This window comes from Paracoccus onubensis (genome assembly GCF_003591515.1).
GTDB classification, from domain to species: domain Bacteria; phylum Pseudomonadota; class Alphaproteobacteria; order Rhodobacterales; family Rhodobacteraceae; genus Paracoccus; species Paracoccus onubensis.
This window is the reverse complement of sequence record NZ_QZCG01000001.1, coordinates 1-15,587: the sequence shown is the minus strand read 5'-3', so window position 1 is coordinate 15,587 and position 15,587 is coordinate 1. Positions and strand designations below refer to the sequence as shown.

Genomic DNA, 15,587 nt, shown 5'->3' with positions numbered 1-15,587 from the left:
CACCAGCTTATCGCCAAAGAGGGAAAGATGACACAAATACTGAACCTGACCATAAACGGAACATCGCAGGATATTCCGATAGACGACCCCCGCGCCACACTTCTGGATGTCCTGAGAGAACGGATCGGTCTTACCGGCACGAAGAAGGGCTGCGATCGCGGTCAATGCGGCGCCTGCACCGTGCTGATCGACGGCCGGCGCATCAATTCCTGCCTCGCCCTGGCGTTGTCCTATGACGGGGCCGAAATCACCACAGTGGAAGGGCTGGCACAGGGCGAGCTTCTGCATCCCGTGCAGGCCGCCTTCATCGAAGCCGACGGTTTCCAATGCGGTTATTGCACGCCCGGTCAGATCATGTCGGCCGTGGCACTGATCGCCGAAGGCGAAGCCGGCCTTGACCCCGAACGCGTGCGCGAAGGCATGAGCGGGAATCTTTGCCGCTGCGCCGCCTATGCCGGCATCACCGAGGCGGTGTTAAAGGCCACCCGTGCCATGAACCGGGAGGACGCGGCATGAATCTGTTCGAATATACGCGGGCCGAGACGCTGGATGCCGCGATGAGCGCCGCAACCGAGGATGGCGCGATCCTCGCCGGAGGCACGAATCTGCTGGATCTGATGAAGATCGGGGTGGTCAATCCCACCCGGTTGATCGACATCACGCGCCTGCCCCTTCATGATATCGAGGAACATGACGGCGGGTTGCGGATCGGCGCGATGGTCCGCAACGCCGATCTGGCGCGGCACCCTGTTATCCTGTCGCGATTCCCGGCAGTGGCCGAGGCGCTGCTGTCCGGCGCTTCGGCGCAGCTTCGGAACGCGGCCAGCACCGGCGGCAACATCATGCAGCAGACGCGGTGCAGCTATTTTCAGGATCCGCTGTCGCCCTGCAACCGGCGCGAGCCCGGCAGCGGCTGCGCTGCCATCGGCGGCGAAACGCGCAATCACGCGGTTCTGGGCTGGACAGAAGCCTGCATCGCCACGCATCCGTCGGATCTGTGCGTGGCGCTGGCGGCCTATGACGCGGTGGTCGAGATCACCGGCCCCGATGGCCTGCGCGAAGTGCCAATGGAAAGCTTTCATCCCCTGCCCGACGCAAATGGCACGGGTCCGGCGCCCCTGCAATCGGGTGAAATCATCACCCATATCCGCCTGCCGGATTCCGGCGGCATGGCGCGCAACGCCCGTTACGTGAAACTGCGGGAACGGACCTCTTTCGCCTTTGCCATCGTCTCCGCCGCAGCGGCGCTGGAAATACAGGATGGCAGGATCGTGCAGGCCCGTCTGGCGCTTGGCGGTGTCGCCGCCCGTCCGTGGCGCGCCCGCACTGCGGAAAAAGCGCTGGCGGACCAATCCCCGACCGAGGAAGCCTTTGCCCGCGCTGCCGATCTTGCTCTCGAAGGCGCTGCACCCTCTGGCGACAATCGCGCCAAGATCACGCTGGCCCGCCGTATCGCAATCCGCGCATTGACCCGCGCGGCGGCAGGCACGCCGGACCGGCTGCCCGCTTTGCCCGCCTCGGTTTTCGAAGGAGATTGCAATGGCTGATGTCATGAATATTCAGGGCCATGTTCGCCTTGGCTCCAATGCCGGGCAGTCCATGACCCGCCGCGACGGGGTGCTGAAGGTCACGGGCCGCGCGACCTATGCCGCCGACAATCGCCCCGAGGGCGTGCTGCATGCCGTCACCGCCACAGCAGGCATCGCGCGGGGCCGCGTGACGCATCTGGACACGGCGGCGGCGGAAGCGCATCCCGGCGTGGTAAAGGTCTATACGCCCGCGAACCGCCCCGACCTTGCCGTCAGCCCGGACGAGAAGATCCACGGTTTCGCATGGCGGACCGAGGCGCTTCAGGATGATACCGTCCGCTATGCCGGGCAGCCGATCGCGCTTGTCGTGGCCGAAACGCTGGAGGCGGCAACCGAAGGCTCGCATCTGCTTGCGCCGCGCTATGACGCCGACACTCCGCGCATCGGTCTTGATGGCGGGGTTCCGTTCCAGCCCGAAACGATCAGTATAGGCCGCCCGCCATCGCTGGAGGTCGGCGATATCGATGCTGCCCGTACCGGTGCGGCGCGGCATTTCGAAACGGTGATCGAAACGCCCGCCCAGTATCACAATGCGCTTGAGCCCCACGCAATCACGGCCCAATGGACCGGGGACAGGCTTGAAATCGATACCCCGAACCAGGCGATCGGTCTGGCAAAGCAAAGCTTCGCCGCCTATCTGGGGGTCAATCCCGCGCATATCCTGATCCGCAGCCCGTTTCTGGGTGGCGGCTTTGGGTCAAAAGCGATCCTGTTCGGCGCGCAACTTCTGGTCGCGCTTGCGGCGAAGGATCTGGATCGTCCCATCAAACTCGCCCTGCGTCGCGATCAGATGTATGGGCCGGTCGGCCACCGTCCTGCGACGCGCCAGACATTGAAACTGGATGTGGATACCAGGGGACATATCGCGGCATTGGAACATCACACCATTGCTGTGGCCTCCAGTTTCGATGACTTCATCGAAAACGCCTCGAATGCCTCGCACAGCGTCTATGCCACAACCGCACTTCGCACCACCCATGCGGGCATCCGCGCAGATACCGGCACGCCCGGCCCGATGCGTGCACCGGGTGAAGCGACCGGATCAGCCGCGCTGGAGGTGGCGATCGATGATGCTGCCTATGCCTTGGGTTTCGACCCGCTGGAATTCCGGCTTAGGAACTACGCCGAGACGGACCCCGCGACCGGCATGCAATTCTCGTCGAAGGCTTTGCGCGAATGCTACGCACAGGCCGCCGAGGCGTTCGGATGGCAGGACCGGCCGCTGGAACCCGGCAGTATGAAACAGGGCCGATTGCTGAAAGGCTGGGGCATGGGCACGGCACAATTCCCGTGCCCGATGTTTCAGGCCGCGGCCCATGCGACATTGCGCGCCGACGGTTCCGCCGTGGTCGAGACATCTGCCGCGGATATGGGTCAGGGCGCATGGACCTCGCTGGCGCAGATTGCGGCGGACGGGCTTGGCATCGATATCGACCGGCTGGAATTCCGCTCGGGGCAGTCCAATCTGCCGGATGCCGGAGTGGCAGGAGGCTCGGGGCATACCGCCACGGCGGGAACCGCGCTGTTCAATGCGGGCGCCGACACGATACGCCAACTGGCAGAGCTTGCGTTAAACGATCCCGCCTCGCCCCTGTTCGGCGCGGATAACGCAGGCGTAACGGCACGCGGCGGCAGGCTTTACCGCAACGACGACGATACCCGATCCGAAGCCTATGAAGACATCCTGGCCCGCGCGGGTCTTGACCTTCTGCGGGGCGAAGGCAAGGGCGCACGGGAAGGCGAGCCGGAACGGGCCATGTTCTCGCATGGCGGTGTCTTTGCCGAAGTGCTGGTCGATCCGGATCTGGGACAGGTCCGCGTAAGCCGCCTGATCGGGGCCTTTGCGGCGGGACGGATCGTCAACCCGCATCTGGCCCGCAGTCAGCTTTTGGGCGGCATGATCTGGGGCATCGGCTTCGCCCTGCAGGAAGAGGCGATCCACGACGTCCGGACCGGGCGTTTCACCAATGCCGATCTTGCCGGCTACCATATCCCCGTCAATGCCGATGTGCCCATGATCGAAGCCCTGACGGTGCATGAGGACGATCCCTTCGTGAACTCGCTTGGCATCAAGGGCGTGGGAGAGCTGGGCGTTACGGGAACCGTCGGCGCGATCGCCAATGCCGTCTGGCACGCCACCGGCATACGGCCAAAGCGCTTTCCGATCCATCCGGAGAGCCTGATCTGACTGGCTCCTTCACTTGAAATCCACGCGATTTGCAGATCATACTGATCGCGTGGTTCGACGATGCAGGGAATGGCAATCGAGCCTGGAGCGTGTTGCATTGAACCGGAGCCGCCGGTCATTTGCGTCCCGCGATGGCCGGGGCGCTGCCCGTCGCCGGCAGGTCTTTTGAGCCAATGGCGCGACCCGCCGGCGACCCCCGAGGTATTTGGACAAAGAAGAAGCAGAGGGAGGGGGAGCTGGGCGGGCGCGACAGGCTTTGATCGGTAACGGTGTCAGGTCTTGGCGCCCCACCAGTATTGCGTCCGCTCGCAATGAAGCGAGATCGCGTCAATGGCGGCGCGCAGGTCGCGGCGTTCCATTGCCTCGATAATGCGCAGATGTTCCTGCATCGAAGACCGGATCCGCTCTTGTACGAAGGGGCGGACGCGCTGGATGATGGCGATGCGGACCCGATTCGCATCATAGCCGCTGCGTAGGACCGAGTTGCCCAGCCCCTCGGCCAGATAGTCATGCAGTGACAAATCGACCGCCACCGCCCGCGCCGAGAAATCCGGTGTGCTTTCGCGCGACGCCTCGGCCAGCATCTGTTCGTGCCGGTGACGCAATTCCGGCAGTTCCGCAAGCAGATCCAGGCGGATCCGCCGTCGCGCGCCTTCCTGATCCAGCACCATCCGCGCGTCCAGACTTTCCCTGATCGTATCGGAACGCGCCTCCAGCACCTGCACCCCGCGCTTGGGAATGATATCCATCCAGCCGGACACGCTCGCATAGCGCGCGGCATCGCGCACAGCGGCCATGGGATAACCGAGGATCTGCACAAGCTGCGGCATGGAGAGGAACTGACCCGAGCGCAGATCGCCGCGCCGCAATGCCTCGGTCAAAGACACTTGTGCCCGCCTGTTCAGCATCTTGTCGTCACTCATGGCACCCCTTCCCGGATCCAACCTGATACGAATCACGGCCAGCGAATTTTCAGTATATCCCGTAACGTGTTTTCTGATACGATATCTACGTTAATATCTAAAATATCTACTAACATGTTACGAAACAATCCAGAAGGCCGGCGCGGTCATGTTGATGGCGAAGCGGCCCCTACCACGCAGAAGGAGGTTTGCCTTGGCACAATCACACAGCCAGCCGCCGCTGGACGGCGCGCTTTACAACGAGGATCTGGCCCCTATTCCCGCGGATAAGCGGCAATGGGGCGCGTTCGAGATTTTCAACGTCTGGAACAACGACATCCAGAGCCTGTTCGGCTATACGCTCGCCGCATCGCTTTTCATCACCTATGGGCTCAACGGCTGGGCCGTGTTTGCCGGCATCGTTCTGGCAGGGTTCATCGTCATGGGGCTGGTCAATCTCAGTGGTCGCCCCTCGGTGCGCTACGGTGTGCCCTATCCCGTCATCGCGCGCGCGGCGATGGGGATTTACGGCGCGCGTTTCCCGGCAACGATCCGGGGGATCGTCGCGATCTTCTGGTATGGCGTCCAGACCTATTTCGCCTCGACGGCTGTCGCGCTTCTGCTGCATACATTGTTCGGAGGCGAAAGCGGGCCGGGCTTTCTGGGGATGAACGGCATCGACTGGCTGTCCTATGTCATCGTCTGTGTCTTCCAGCTTGGGTTGTTCATGATGGGCATCGAATGGGTCGGGCGGTTCCTGAACTGGGCCGGTCCCTTCGTCTATGCGGTGATGATCGCATTGATGTTCGTGATCTGGTGGAAAGCCGGGAATGGCATCTTTACGGCGCTTGGATCGATCTTCGAGGGCGATGACGCGACCGATCCGCGTGGCCCTGTCATCGGCTTTATCACCGTGGTCGGGACGATGATCGCCTATTTCGCCGCCGTGGTGATCAATTTCGGCGACTTCTCGCGTTTTGTCTCGAATGAGCATGCGATGCGGCGCGGCAATTTCTGGGGCCTGCCGGTCTCGATCGCGCTGTTCTCGTTCATTGCCCTGTTCGTGACGGCGGGGACCGTGGTGCTGTTCGGCGAGAAGCTGATCAACCCGGCCGATATCGTGGATCGCGTGGGCAATACCTGGTTGACGCTGATTGCCGCGATCACCTTTTTTGCCGCCACGGTCGGCATCAATCTGGTCGCCAATTTCATCCCGCCCGCCTATGATATCGCCAATCTCGCCCCCAAGCTGATCTCGGCCAGGACGGGCGGGATCATCACCGCGGTGATTGCGTTCTTCATCGGCGCGCTGTGGGTGTCCTTCATCTCGAATGTCGGGATTGCGGCTTTCGTCGATACGCTGGGCGCGGTGCTGGCGCCGCTTTATGGCATCCTGATTGCCGATTACTATCTGATCCATAAGCAGAAGCTGGACGTGAACGCATTGTTCAGCACCGATCCGAATGCGGTCTATCACTACGAAGGCGGATGGAATCGCAAAGCCATCATCGCCTTCGCTGTCGCCGCGCTCTTCTCGGTCGCGACGGTCTGGGTGCCCGCCCTCGCAAGCCTGTCCGGCTTTGGATGGATCATCGGCGCGGTGCTGGGCGGAGGATTCCATGCCCTGCTGATGCGCGAAACCACCTCCGGCCAGCGGCAGACCTGAGGGATCAGGACAGCGGCCGGGTCTGCAGGAAAGCGGCCCCGGCCGACCGCCATCACATTACCCCCCGCGACAGTTTGCGCTCCCGGGCCTGCTCCGATCCGCCCGCGAATTCCTCGTCGGCACCCGCAATCGGTATTGCCGGTTCCACAAGACCGGAACCGGATCGAAAGCGTCTTGCAAAGCGCGGATTTCGCGGTTGTCCCGAATCCGTAAAAGGTGTTTTCTGTTGCTGCGGCTCGCGCCGGAATCATTATTGACCTTATTGCTTCAGGAAATCCCACATGACCAATCTGGCTTCATTGCGTGCCAATCCTGCACAGGTTTTATCTTCAACCAAATTCGTGGTTGATGCGCTTTCATTCGCTGGCCAGTCCGCCGGCCCATGCAGGCTTTTCTCGACCAGCCGGGAAGATGGTGTGATCCGTTTGAACTGGGGCGCGGTTCAGGAGGGTGCCAATCCCGACTATTATTTCCCGTTCCAGCCCAACGGCGTAGGTTCGGTCACGGTGCCCAAGGATGCGCCCAACGGCACGATCGTGGTCACCGGCGCGATGAACGGGTGCGGTCTTGTCGTCAACGAGACTCAGGCTCCCGACAATAACGGTCAGGACAAAAATTTCCTGAATTTCCACCATGACGCGAATTGCGCCAGTCTTGTCGGGCAGAACAAGGTTACCGGAAAGACCCTCCTTGAACTGACGCCAGCCAATTACATGACCCGCGGCGTAGGTTCGTCGCGATGCGATCCGAAAGATGGCGGTGGCATGGGCAGGTCGTTTCAGCACCATCTGATAACGGTCAAGGCCAATGACATGTGGACCGTGCTGAATTTCGGCGTGATCGTGGGACCAGGACAGACCTCCCCCGTCGTCGACACCTATCAGGACGGTCAAAGCGCTTTCCTTATCCTGTAGAAACCGGTTGCCAGCCGGGGGTCTGAGCCCCGGATATTCCTTGATTTCTATCGGTATGATCCGTCCCGGATACAGGGGGCGGAAGATGAAGCCGTCGCCGCCAGGCGAGGCGAGGCGCAGAGAACCGCCCGACTTGCGCCGGTTGCCGGTCAAGGCAATTGCACCCTCACCGGCAACCACTTCTATTTACAACGAAAAATCTGCCCGAAAACCGGAATTCCTTCCCGTTTTCCGCCAAGCAGGCGCCACTTCATCACGGAGTGGGAATTTACGTTTCCTTCATCGATCCGACACCCATCAGTCACATCGCGGGATCACAACGCGGTCCAAACGGATCAAAGCGATGCCCGAGCTGACAGGAGACGGAAATGCCCATCACACGTCGTCACACACTTGGCCTTTTCGGCGCCACGGCGGGGTCGTTGATCCTGCCGCGGCATATCATGGCGCAGGGGAAGCGCCGTTCCGTCACCATTGCGGTGCAGAAGATCACCAACAACAATACGCTCGACATCTGGAACGAACAGTCGAATGTCGGCGAGCGGGTCTTTTTCCCGAATTTGTGGGAGGGGCTGATCCTGCGCGACTGGATGGGCAATCAGGGACCCGTGCCGGGACTTGCGACAGAATGGCAGCGTCTCGACGATAAAACCATCGAGCTGAAACTCCGTCAGGGAGTGAAGTTCCACAATGGCGACGAGTTGACCGCCGATGATGTCGTCTTCTCCTTCTCGGATGAGCGGCTGTTCGCAGGGACCGAACCGGCAGGCGGCAAGACGCTGTATGCGGAAGATTTCAAGCCGCAGAACGCCAAGGAATTGCCGGCGGGCATTCCGGGCGTTGCCCGCCGCCTCTGGCCGGCATTGCGCGGGGTCGAAGCCGTCGACAAATACACCGTCCGGTTCCACAACGCCACGCCGGATATCACGCTGGAAGGACGCCTTTACGCATTCGGCTCTCAGATAGCCAACAGACGCGCCTGGGATGAGGCTGCAAGCTATGCCGAATGGGCGGCCAAGCCGATCACCACCGATCCCTATATGGTCGAGGATTTCCGCCCGGACGTTTCGCTGACGCTTGTCGCCTATGACGACTACTGGAATGGCCGGCCTCCGCTGGAACGCATCCGCTTTGTCGAGGTTCCGGAAGTGGCCAGCCGCGTGAACGGGCTTTTGTCGGGCGAATATGACTTTGCCTGCGACCTGCCCCCCGATCAGATCGGCGCGGTCAACGGCACCCCGGGTCTCGAGGTTCAAAGCTCGACCATCTGGAACCACCGCATTACCGTCTTCAACACGCAAAACGAGATACTCGCCGACCCGCTGGTCCGTCGCGCCTTTTCCCATGCGATCGACCGCCAGGCGATTGTCGAGGCTTTGTGGGGAGGTGAAACCGCGATACCGGCCGGGCTCCAATTCGACAGCTTCAGTGCCTCGGACATGTTCGTCGAGGGCTGGAATGTCCCGGAATACGATCCCGACCTTGCCCGCGATCTTCTGGCGCAGGCCAATTACAAGGGCGACGCGATCCCTTATCGACTGCTTAACAATTACTACACCAACCAGACTCCGACGGCGCAGGTGCTGGTCGAAATGTGGAAGCAGGTCGGGCTGAATGTCGAGATCCAGATGAAGGAAAACTGGGATCAGATCCACGACCCCGAAGGCGACAAGGGCGTGCGCGACTGGTCGGCCTCGAACCTTATCAACGATCCGATCACCCCGCTGGTCGTGCAGTTCGGCCCGAATGGCGAAGCGCAACAGAAACGCGATTACGCGAATGACGAGGTCAACCAGCTCTGTTCGGTCATGGAAACCTCGGTCGACAAGGCCGAGCGCAAGCGCGCCATCACCCGCCTTCTGGAGATCACCGAACGCGAAGACCCGGCCTATACGGTACTGCACCAGAACGCTGTCTTCACCGGACTGAAATCCGACCTGAAATGGAAAGCCGCTCCGGCATTCGCCATGGATTTCCGCGCCTCCAACTGGACGGCCTGATGAAAGGCGGGGCGAACTGCATGGGTTCGCCCTCACCCACCAATGAAAGGAGAAATGGCATATGTCCTTTGTCTCCGTCCGTGACCTGAAAGTCGCCTTTGACGGCGTGCAGGTGCTCCACGGGATAAATCTGGATGTCAGGCGCGGCGAGGCTGTCGGCCTTGTCGGCGAAAGCGGCTGCGGAAAATCCGTGACCTGGCTTGCCGCGCTTGGGCTGTTGCCGGGCAAGGCAAAGGTTTCGGGCTCCGTGACCGTCGACGGTCAGGAACTGATCGGCGCCTCGCCGCGAAGGATCGAGGCCGTGCGCGGCGCGAAGATCGCGATGATCTTTCAGGATCCGTCCTCCGCTCTCAATCCGGTCCATCGCGTCGGCCGTCAGATTTGCGAAAACCTGCGCCTGCATCGCGGCTTGCGCGGAGATGCCGCCCGCACCGAGGCCATCCGCCTGATGGACATCGTCGGCATTCCCTCGGCCAATACGCGCTTCGATCTTTATCCGCATGAATTCTCGGGCGGGCAATGCCAGCGGGTGCTGATCGCGATGGCGCTGGCGGGCGCGCCGGATCTGCTGATCGCCGATGAACCGACCACGGCGCTGGATGCCACGATACAGGCGCAAATTCTGGACCTGCTGTCCAATCTGCGTCGCCAGACCGGCATGGCGATGGTCTTTATCAGCCACGATCTCGGCGCAGTCTCGACAGTCTGCGACCGCGCGGCGGTGATGTATGCGGGCAGGATTATCGAGGCCAACGATATCAAGCAGCTTTTCGCCGCACCCCGCCACCCCTATACGCGCGGACTTTTCGACGCGATCCCCGATCTTGATGCCGGACGCGCCCGGCTGAGTCTGATCCCGGGCACGGTTCCCGATCCGAAACGTTTGCCCCAAGGCTGCGCCTTTGCACCGCGCTGCGCAAGGGCAGGTGATCTGTGCCGGGAATACCAGCCAGAGCTGAAAGAACAGACAAGCACCGGGCTGACCGCCTGTTTCCACCCGATCCCGATCGGGTCGGCCAACCGGCAGGAGGTTTTCGCATGAGCACGCTTTTGCAGGCCAAAGGGCTGATCCAGCAATACAGAACCGCGAAAACTTTCCTTGGCAAGACCAGCACCATGCGGGCGGTGGACGGGATAGACCTGACCGTCCGCGAGGGTGAGATCCTTGGCATCGTGGGTGAATCCGGTTCGGGAAAATCCACGCTTGGCCGTCTGCTTCTTGGGCTAGAACCCCCTTTCGCGGGGGAAATACTTTATCGCGGCCATCCCATGCCCGAACCGCGCACCCCGGCCTGGCGCAGGCTTCGGGCCGAGATGCAGCTGATCTTTCAGGATCCGCTCTCCGCGCTTGACCGCCGCCTGACCGTCTCGGCGCAGATTGGCGAGCCGTTGGAAATCCATGGTCTGGCAGCAGCAGGATCCGAACGGGACGAACGCGTCGCCGAACTGATCGCGAAGGTCGGGCTTCGTCAGGATCAGGCGGGAAGTTACCCGCATGAGCTTTCGGGCGGCCAGCGGCAGCGCGTGGTCATCGCGCGGGCACTGGCAAGCAACCCGCGTTTTCTGGTTTGCGACGAGCCGGTTTCCGCTCTCGACGTCTCGATTCAGGCGCAGGTCGTAAACCTGTTGCGCGACCTGCAGGACCGCGAGGGACTGACGATGGTCTTCATCAGCCATGACCTCAAGGTCGTGCGGAACATCTGCGACCGGGTCGCTGTCATGTATCTGGGCCGGATCGTCGAAGAAGCGTCGTCGGACGCGATTTTCTCGGATCCCCGGCATCCCTATACACGGGCGCTGGTGTCCTCGGTTCCGAAAATCGGCGCCGGGCTTCATGGGCGCATCATCCTGCAGGGCGAGCCCCCGAACCCTGCCGCGCGGCCATCGGGCTGTGCCTTCCATCCGCGCTGCCGCTTTGCCGATGCCGATTGCGCTGCCACGATTCCCGAACTTGAACTCCATGACGGGCGGTTGGCCGCCTGCCGGAAGCTGCGTCACACGCTGCGCTCCGCCGCCTGAGGTCCCGATGCTGAAATTCACGCTGGCAAAACTTGCAAGGGCCCTGCTGACCATCCTGCTGGTCATGAGCTTCGCCTTCATCGTCCTGCGGCTCTCGGGGGATCCCGCGCAGATCATGCTTGGCCCGGATGCGCCCCAGGATGCCGTTGACGCCTTCCGCGCCCGCTGGGGTCTCGATGATCCTCTCTGGCAGCAATATCTGGCCTATCTCAAGCAGATCATGACCTTCGATTTCGGTATTTCGATGCGCGACCAGTCCCCCGCCATCGATCTTGTGCTGGAGCGGGTTCCGGCGACGCTGGCCCTGACGATCCCGGCGCTGCTGCTGAAGATCGCCATCGGGATCCCGGCGGGTATCTATGCCGCGCTGCACCGGGAATCGATCGCGGACCGGGGTGTGATCATGTTCGCGATTTTCGGGTTCACGATTCCCTCTTTCGTGCTTGGGCTGGTGCTGGTCCTGATCTTCGCGGTGAATCTTGGCTGGCTGCCCGCGGGCGGACAGGACGGATGGGAATATGCGATCCTGCCCATAGCCACGATGTCCATCGGCGGGATCGGCATTTTCGCACGGTTTACCCGATCAGCGATGATCGAGGTGCTGGGCCAGCCCTATATCCGCACCGCCATGGCCAAGGGACTACCGTGGCGCGAGGTGGTCTGGAAGCACGCCTTGCCAAATGCCGCTGTTCCCATCGTCACGCTTCTCGGCTTCATGGTCGGTGCATTGATCGCCGGCGCGATCGTTGTCGAAAGCATCTTTTCTTGGCCCGGAATAGGACGGCTGATCGTGGTTTCGGTGGCGAACCGCGATCTTGCGGTGGTCCAGTGTGTTCTTCTGGTCATCGCCGCAAGCATGGTCATGGCAAATCTGCTGGTGGATTTCGCCTATGGCGTGCTGGACCCCCGCCTGCGTCACGGCCACGGGGCGCATTAGAGAGGCGATCATGTCGGACACCGCAACGATTCCCGCGCAGCACTTCATCAGCCGCATTCGCCTGAAAGCGCCATTTCTGGTCATGCTTGCCATGAGCTGGCTGGGTCTGATGATCTTCGTCGCAATCTTCGCCGACCTGCTGCGCCCCTATGACATCACGGCGATGGATCTCGGCGCGCGTCTGGTTCCCATGGGAACGCCGGGTCATCTGCTTGGCACCGACGAACTCGGGCGCGACGTTTTCTCGCGCCTGCTGCAATCGATCCGCGTATCGCTGGTCATTGCCTTCTGCGCAACCATCATCTCGGCCGTCTTCGGGACCACGCTGGGCTTCCTTGCCGCGCAATTCCGTGGATGGGTCGAACATCTGGTCGTCGCGCTTGCCGATTTTCAGGCGGCGCTGCCTTTCATGATCATGTCGCTGGCGGTGCTGGCCTTCTTTGGCACCTCCATCTGGCTGCTGGTCTGTCTCATGGGGTTTTACGGATGGGAACGCTATGCGCGGATCGCCCGCGGACTCGCCATTTCCGCCTCGGCGCAGGGCTATGCCGCGGCGGTGGTGCAACTCGGGGCAAGGCCGTCGCGCGTTTATCTGCGGCATATCCTGCCAAATGTCGCCTCGACACTGATCGTCTCGATGACGCTGACCTTCCCGGAAATCATCCTGATGGAATCCGGCCTCAGCTTCCTTGGACTTGGTGTCCAGCCGCCGGAATCCTCGCTTGGCAATATGGTTGGTTTCGGCCGCGAATACCTGACCCGCGCGCCCTGGATCATGCTTGCCCCCTCGCTCGTCATTGTTCTGACCACGCTTTCCATCTCGCTTCTCGGAGACTGGCTGCGCGACAGGCTGGACCCGACAATTCGCTAACCTGAAAAAGGAAGACCATGACACAGATCATCGCCCATCGCGGCGCACGCAATATCTGGGCGGAAAATTCGCTTCCAGGTTTTCGGGAAACGGCAAAACACGATTTCCACGGGATCGAATTCGACCTGCATCTGACCGATGCGGGCGAATTGGTGGTGATCCATGACCCGACCCTTGAACGGACGACGAATGGCGCGGGGCGGGTTCGTGACCTGACCCCCGAAAGCCGCAAGGCGCTGCGCCTGAAAGCGCCCGACGATACGCTGATCGACGAAGGCGTCCCAAGTCTTGACGAAGCGCTGGACATTCTCGCACCGGGCAAGGCCGATCTTTATGTCGAACTGAAATCGGACGAAACCGGCTTCACCGATCCGCGCATGATCGCGATGACCGCCGATGCCCTGCGTCGCCGCGGGCTTGAAGACCGGTCCGTTCTCCACGCCTTCGATATCGATGTCCTCCGCCGGATACGCGACCTCGCCCCCGAATTTCGTCGCCTCATCTCCGTCAACCGGGATTGGGCCGACAAGCAGGGCGGGTTTGAGCCATTCCTGTCGGAAGTCAGGGATCTGGTCGATATCATCGGCATTCATCACGAGCTTTTCGAAGCGGAACTCGGCCTGATTGAAGGTCTCGGATTACGCGAGTGCTGCTCGGTCTGGACGATCAACGAGCCCGAGATGATGCGCCACTGGATTGCCCGCGCGCCGGGTTACCTCGTCTCGGATAATCCTGTGCTCCTCCGCCAGCTGATGGACGAAGGTGTCACCGCATGAGCCGGTTCAAAGCGATCCTTTTCGACTGCGATGGCGTGCTTCTTGACAGCGAACCTCTTGGTTGCGCCGCCGTCGCGAGGGCAATGACCGCCGCCGGGGTGGACATAACCGTGGACGAGGCCGTCACGCTCTTTTGCGGCAGCTCTGCCGAAGCAAGCTTTACCGTCATGGAACGGGCGGGGCTGGATGCCTATACGGTTTTCGAACATGCGGACCGGATCCTTTTCGAGATGTTCGATCAGCACATTCCGCTGATCGATGGGATCGAGCGGGTCCTGTGGGATTTCGACGTGCCGATGGCGGTCTGTTCGAATTCGATGATCCGCCGCCTTGACCGTTCGATCGCGCGCAGCCCGCTGGCCAAACGTTTTGACGGGCATATCTACTCGGCCGAACATGTGCCCGCCGCGAAACCCGCGCCGGATCTCGCATTCTTTGCCGCGGCCCAGCTGGGCGTTTCCCCGGGTGAGGCGATCTTCATCGATGATAATCCTCATGGCCTCCGCTGCGGGCTTGATGCGGGCTGCCTTTCCATAGGGTTCATCGGCCCGTCCGAGCGGCGCAAGGATCATGCCAGCGCTCTGCGGGATGCCGGAGCGGATCACGTCGTTCACGGCATGACCGAGCTTCACGCGCTTCTGACGAAACTTTCGCTGCCTGCCGCAGCCTGACATAAGGAACCTGAAAATGCCCGATCTTCCCTTGCTTGGCGCAGCCATGATGACCCGGGATCTTGCCGGGATGCAGGACTTCATCCTTGGCGAGAATCGTGACCTTGAGATTCAGGATTTCATCGAGGCCGAACTTCTGGACGGCGACTGGAAATCCGTCGCCGATCAGACCCGGAAACTGCTTGACGGTCATACCGGCCGTCTGGGTATTCACGGGCCGTTCTGGGGATTGAATATCGCGAATCCCGACTATGATATCCGCGCCGTCGTGACCCGCCGGTTCTTGCAGGGATTGGAAGTCTGCGAATATCTGGGCGCGACGCAGATGGTGATCCATTCGCCCTATACGACATGGGATTACAACAATCTCGACAATTTCCCGGCGCGTGGCGCCTATGACCGCGTATTGGAGAACTGCCACAAGACCATGGGTGAGGTGGTTCACCGCGCCGAGTCGATTGGCGTCACGATGGTGATCGAGAATATCGAGGACAAGGATCCCGATATCCGCCGCATCCTTGCCGACAGCTTCAATTCGCGCGCCATGGCCGTGTCCATCGATACCGGGCATGCGCATTACGCCCATGGCTCGACCGGTGCGCCTCCGGTCGATTACTATATCCGGCGGGCGGGCAACCGGCTGGAGCATATCCATCTTCAGGATGCGGATGGTTACGCCGACCGGCACTGGACCATCGGCGAGGGAACGATCCGGTGGCACGAGGTCTTCCGTAGCCTTGCCGAACTGACATCCAACCCGCGGCTTATTCTGGAGTTGCGCGACAAGGCGGGGATTTTGCCCGCGGTCGCTTACCTGAGCAATCTTGGACTGGCCCGCTAGCCGCGACCGGCTGGGCAATCGCGGAATAGCCGCCGAAAATCGCCCTGTGCCACCATCTTTCCGATGACTGCCCGGCTGTTGACCGGATCGGGCAATCATCGCCATTTCAGAGCGCCGCATTGAGGTGGCGATGCCGGTTATTTGCGTCCCGCGACGGCCGGGGGCGCTGCCCCCGGACCCCCGAGGTATTTGTTCTAAGAAGGAGAGGAGGGT

14 protein-coding genes are annotated in these 15,587 nt (G+C 61.6%); 13 read left to right on the top strand and 1 reads right to left on the bottom strand.

The window, feature by feature from the left end:
* The first annotated feature begins 27 nt into the window (after positions 1–27).
* From D3P04_RS00070 to D3P04_RS00060, 3 genes are read left to right on the top strand one after another with little or no spacing between them, the layout of a single operon-like run.
* On the top strand, positions 28–516 hold the full coding sequence (locus D3P04_RS00070; RefSeq protein WP_119744705.1) for a (2Fe-2S)-binding protein: 489 nt from the start codon (positions 28–30) through the stop codon (positions 514–516).
* The gene (locus D3P04_RS00065; protein WP_119744703.1) at positions 513–1,547 is read left to right on the top strand and encodes an FAD binding domain-containing protein; all 1,035 of its coding nucleotides are present in this window, start codon (positions 513–515) and stop codon (positions 1,545–1,547) included. The genes D3P04_RS00070 and D3P04_RS00065 overlap by 4 nt, the downstream gene beginning before the upstream one ends.
* Positions 1,540–3,777, top strand: coding sequence for a xanthine dehydrogenase family protein molybdopterin-binding subunit (locus tag D3P04_RS00060; RefSeq protein ID WP_119744702.1), 2,238 nt, complete (start codon positions 1,540–1,542; stop codon positions 3,775–3,777). Before D3P04_RS00065 ends, D3P04_RS00060 begins: the two co-directional genes overlap by 8 nt.
* 272 nt (positions 3,778–4,049) lie before the next feature.
* On the opposite strand, the gene D3P04_RS00055 is transcribed toward D3P04_RS00060, so the two are convergent.
* Positions 4,050–4,700 (bottom strand): GntR family transcriptional regulator, encoded by a 651-nt coding sequence (locus D3P04_RS00055; protein WP_232844840.1) that lies wholly within the window; start codon positions 4,698–4,700, stop codon positions 4,050–4,052.
* Between the two features lie 193 nt (positions 4,701–4,893).
* Here D3P04_RS00055 and D3P04_RS00050 point away from each other — a divergent pair, with 193 nt between their 5' ends.
* The 10 genes from D3P04_RS00050 (at position 4,894) to D3P04_RS00005 (ending at position 15,374) form a co-directional block, all read left to right on the top strand.
* Positions 4,894–6,345 (top strand): NCS1 family nucleobase:cation symporter-1, encoded by a 1,452-nt coding sequence (locus D3P04_RS00050; RefSeq protein WP_232844839.1) that lies wholly within the window; start codon positions 4,894–4,896, stop codon positions 6,343–6,345.
* Between the two features lie 281 nt (positions 6,346–6,626).
* Positions 6,627–7,259, top strand: coding sequence for a hypothetical protein (locus tag D3P04_RS00045; RefSeq protein WP_119744700.1), 633 nt, complete (start codon positions 6,627–6,629; stop codon positions 7,257–7,259).
* 368 nt (positions 7,260–7,627) lie between these two features.
* On the top strand, positions 7,628–9,259 hold the full coding sequence (locus D3P04_RS00040; protein WP_119744698.1) for an ABC transporter substrate-binding protein: 1,632 nt from the start codon (positions 7,628–7,630) through the stop codon (positions 9,257–9,259).
* 61 nt (positions 9,260–9,320) lie between these two features.
* The gene (locus D3P04_RS00035) at positions 9,321–10,301 is read left to right on the top strand and encodes an ABC transporter ATP-binding protein (protein WP_119744696.1); all 981 of its coding nucleotides are present in this window, start codon (positions 9,321–9,323) and stop codon (positions 10,299–10,301) included.
* Complete coding sequence (locus D3P04_RS00030; RefSeq protein WP_119744694.1) at positions 10,298–11,278, top strand: ABC transporter ATP-binding protein; 981 nt, start codon at positions 10,298–10,300, stop codon at positions 11,276–11,278. The genes D3P04_RS00035 and D3P04_RS00030 overlap by 4 nt, the downstream gene beginning before the upstream one ends.
* Positions 11,279–11,285: 7 nt before the next feature.
* Positions 11,286–12,215 carry an ABC transporter permease gene (locus tag D3P04_RS00025; protein WP_119744692.1) on the top strand — a complete coding sequence of 310 codons (930 nt, stop codon included), beginning with the start codon at positions 11,286–11,288 and terminating at the stop codon, positions 12,213–12,215.
* A gap of 10 nt (positions 12,216–12,225) precedes the next feature.
* The gene (locus D3P04_RS00020; protein ID WP_119744690.1) at positions 12,226–13,086 is read left to right on the top strand and encodes an ABC transporter permease; all 861 of its coding nucleotides are present in this window, start codon (positions 12,226–12,228) and stop codon (positions 13,084–13,086) included.
* 17 nt (positions 13,087–13,103) lie between these two features.
* Positions 13,104–13,862 carry a glycerophosphodiester phosphodiesterase family protein gene (locus D3P04_RS00015; protein WP_119744688.1) on the top strand — a complete coding sequence of 253 codons (759 nt, stop codon included), beginning with the start codon at positions 13,104–13,106 and terminating at the stop codon, positions 13,860–13,862.
* Positions 13,859–14,533, top strand: a complete 675-nt coding sequence (locus tag D3P04_RS00010; RefSeq protein WP_119744686.1) for an HAD family hydrolase — start codon at positions 13,859–13,861, stop codon at positions 14,531–14,533. The genes D3P04_RS00015 and D3P04_RS00010 overlap by 4 nt, the downstream gene beginning before the upstream one ends.
* Positions 14,534–14,549: 16 nt before the next feature.
* Positions 14,550–15,374: a sugar phosphate isomerase/epimerase family protein gene (locus D3P04_RS00005; RefSeq protein ID WP_119744684.1), complete on the top strand. Its 825-nt coding sequence runs from the start codon at positions 14,550–14,552 to the stop codon at positions 15,372–15,374.
* Positions 15,375–15,587 lie beyond the last annotated feature (213 nt).

What these genes read in the sequence shown, in the direction of transcription:
- D3P04_RS00010 (WP_119744686.1), top strand. Translation starts at nt 13,859, where the DNA reads ATGAGCCGGTTCAAAGCGATCCTTTTCGACTGCGATGGCGTGCTTCTT.
- D3P04_RS00055 (WP_232844840.1), bottom strand. Translation starts at nt 4,700, where the DNA reads ATGAGTGACGACAAGATGCTGAACAGGCGGGCACAAGTGTCTTTGACC.
- D3P04_RS00035 (WP_119744696.1), top strand. Translation starts at nt 9,321, where the DNA reads ATGTCCTTTGTCTCCGTCCGTGACCTGAAAGTCGCCTTTGACGGCGTG.
- D3P04_RS00005 (WP_119744684.1), top strand. Translation starts at nt 14,550, where the DNA reads ATGCCCGATCTTCCCTTGCTTGGCGCAGCCATGATGACCCGGGATCTT.
- D3P04_RS00065 (WP_119744703.1), top strand. Translation starts at nt 513, where the DNA reads ATGAATCTGTTCGAATATACGCGGGCCGAGACGCTGGATGCCGCGATG.
- D3P04_RS00015 (WP_119744688.1), top strand. Translation starts at nt 13,104, where the DNA reads ATGACACAGATCATCGCCCATCGCGGCGCACGCAATATCTGGGCGGAA.
- D3P04_RS00060 (WP_119744702.1), top strand. Translation starts at nt 1,540, where the DNA reads ATGGCTGATGTCATGAATATTCAGGGCCATGTTCGCCTTGGCTCCAAT.
- D3P04_RS00025 (WP_119744692.1), top strand. Translation starts at nt 11,286, where the DNA reads ATGCTGAAATTCACGCTGGCAAAACTTGCAAGGGCCCTGCTGACCATC.
- D3P04_RS00070 (WP_119744705.1), top strand. Translation starts at nt 28, where the DNA reads ATGACACAAATACTGAACCTGACCATAAACGGAACATCGCAGGATATT.
- D3P04_RS00045 (WP_119744700.1), top strand. Translation starts at nt 6,627, where the DNA reads ATGACCAATCTGGCTTCATTGCGTGCCAATCCTGCACAGGTTTTATCT.
- D3P04_RS00040 (WP_119744698.1), top strand. Translation starts at nt 7,628, where the DNA reads ATGCCCATCACACGTCGTCACACACTTGGCCTTTTCGGCGCCACGGCG.
- D3P04_RS00020 (WP_119744690.1), top strand. Translation starts at nt 12,226, where the DNA reads ATGTCGGACACCGCAACGATTCCCGCGCAGCACTTCATCAGCCGCATT.
- D3P04_RS00030 (WP_119744694.1), top strand. Translation starts at nt 10,298, where the DNA reads ATGAGCACGCTTTTGCAGGCCAAAGGGCTGATCCAGCAATACAGAACC.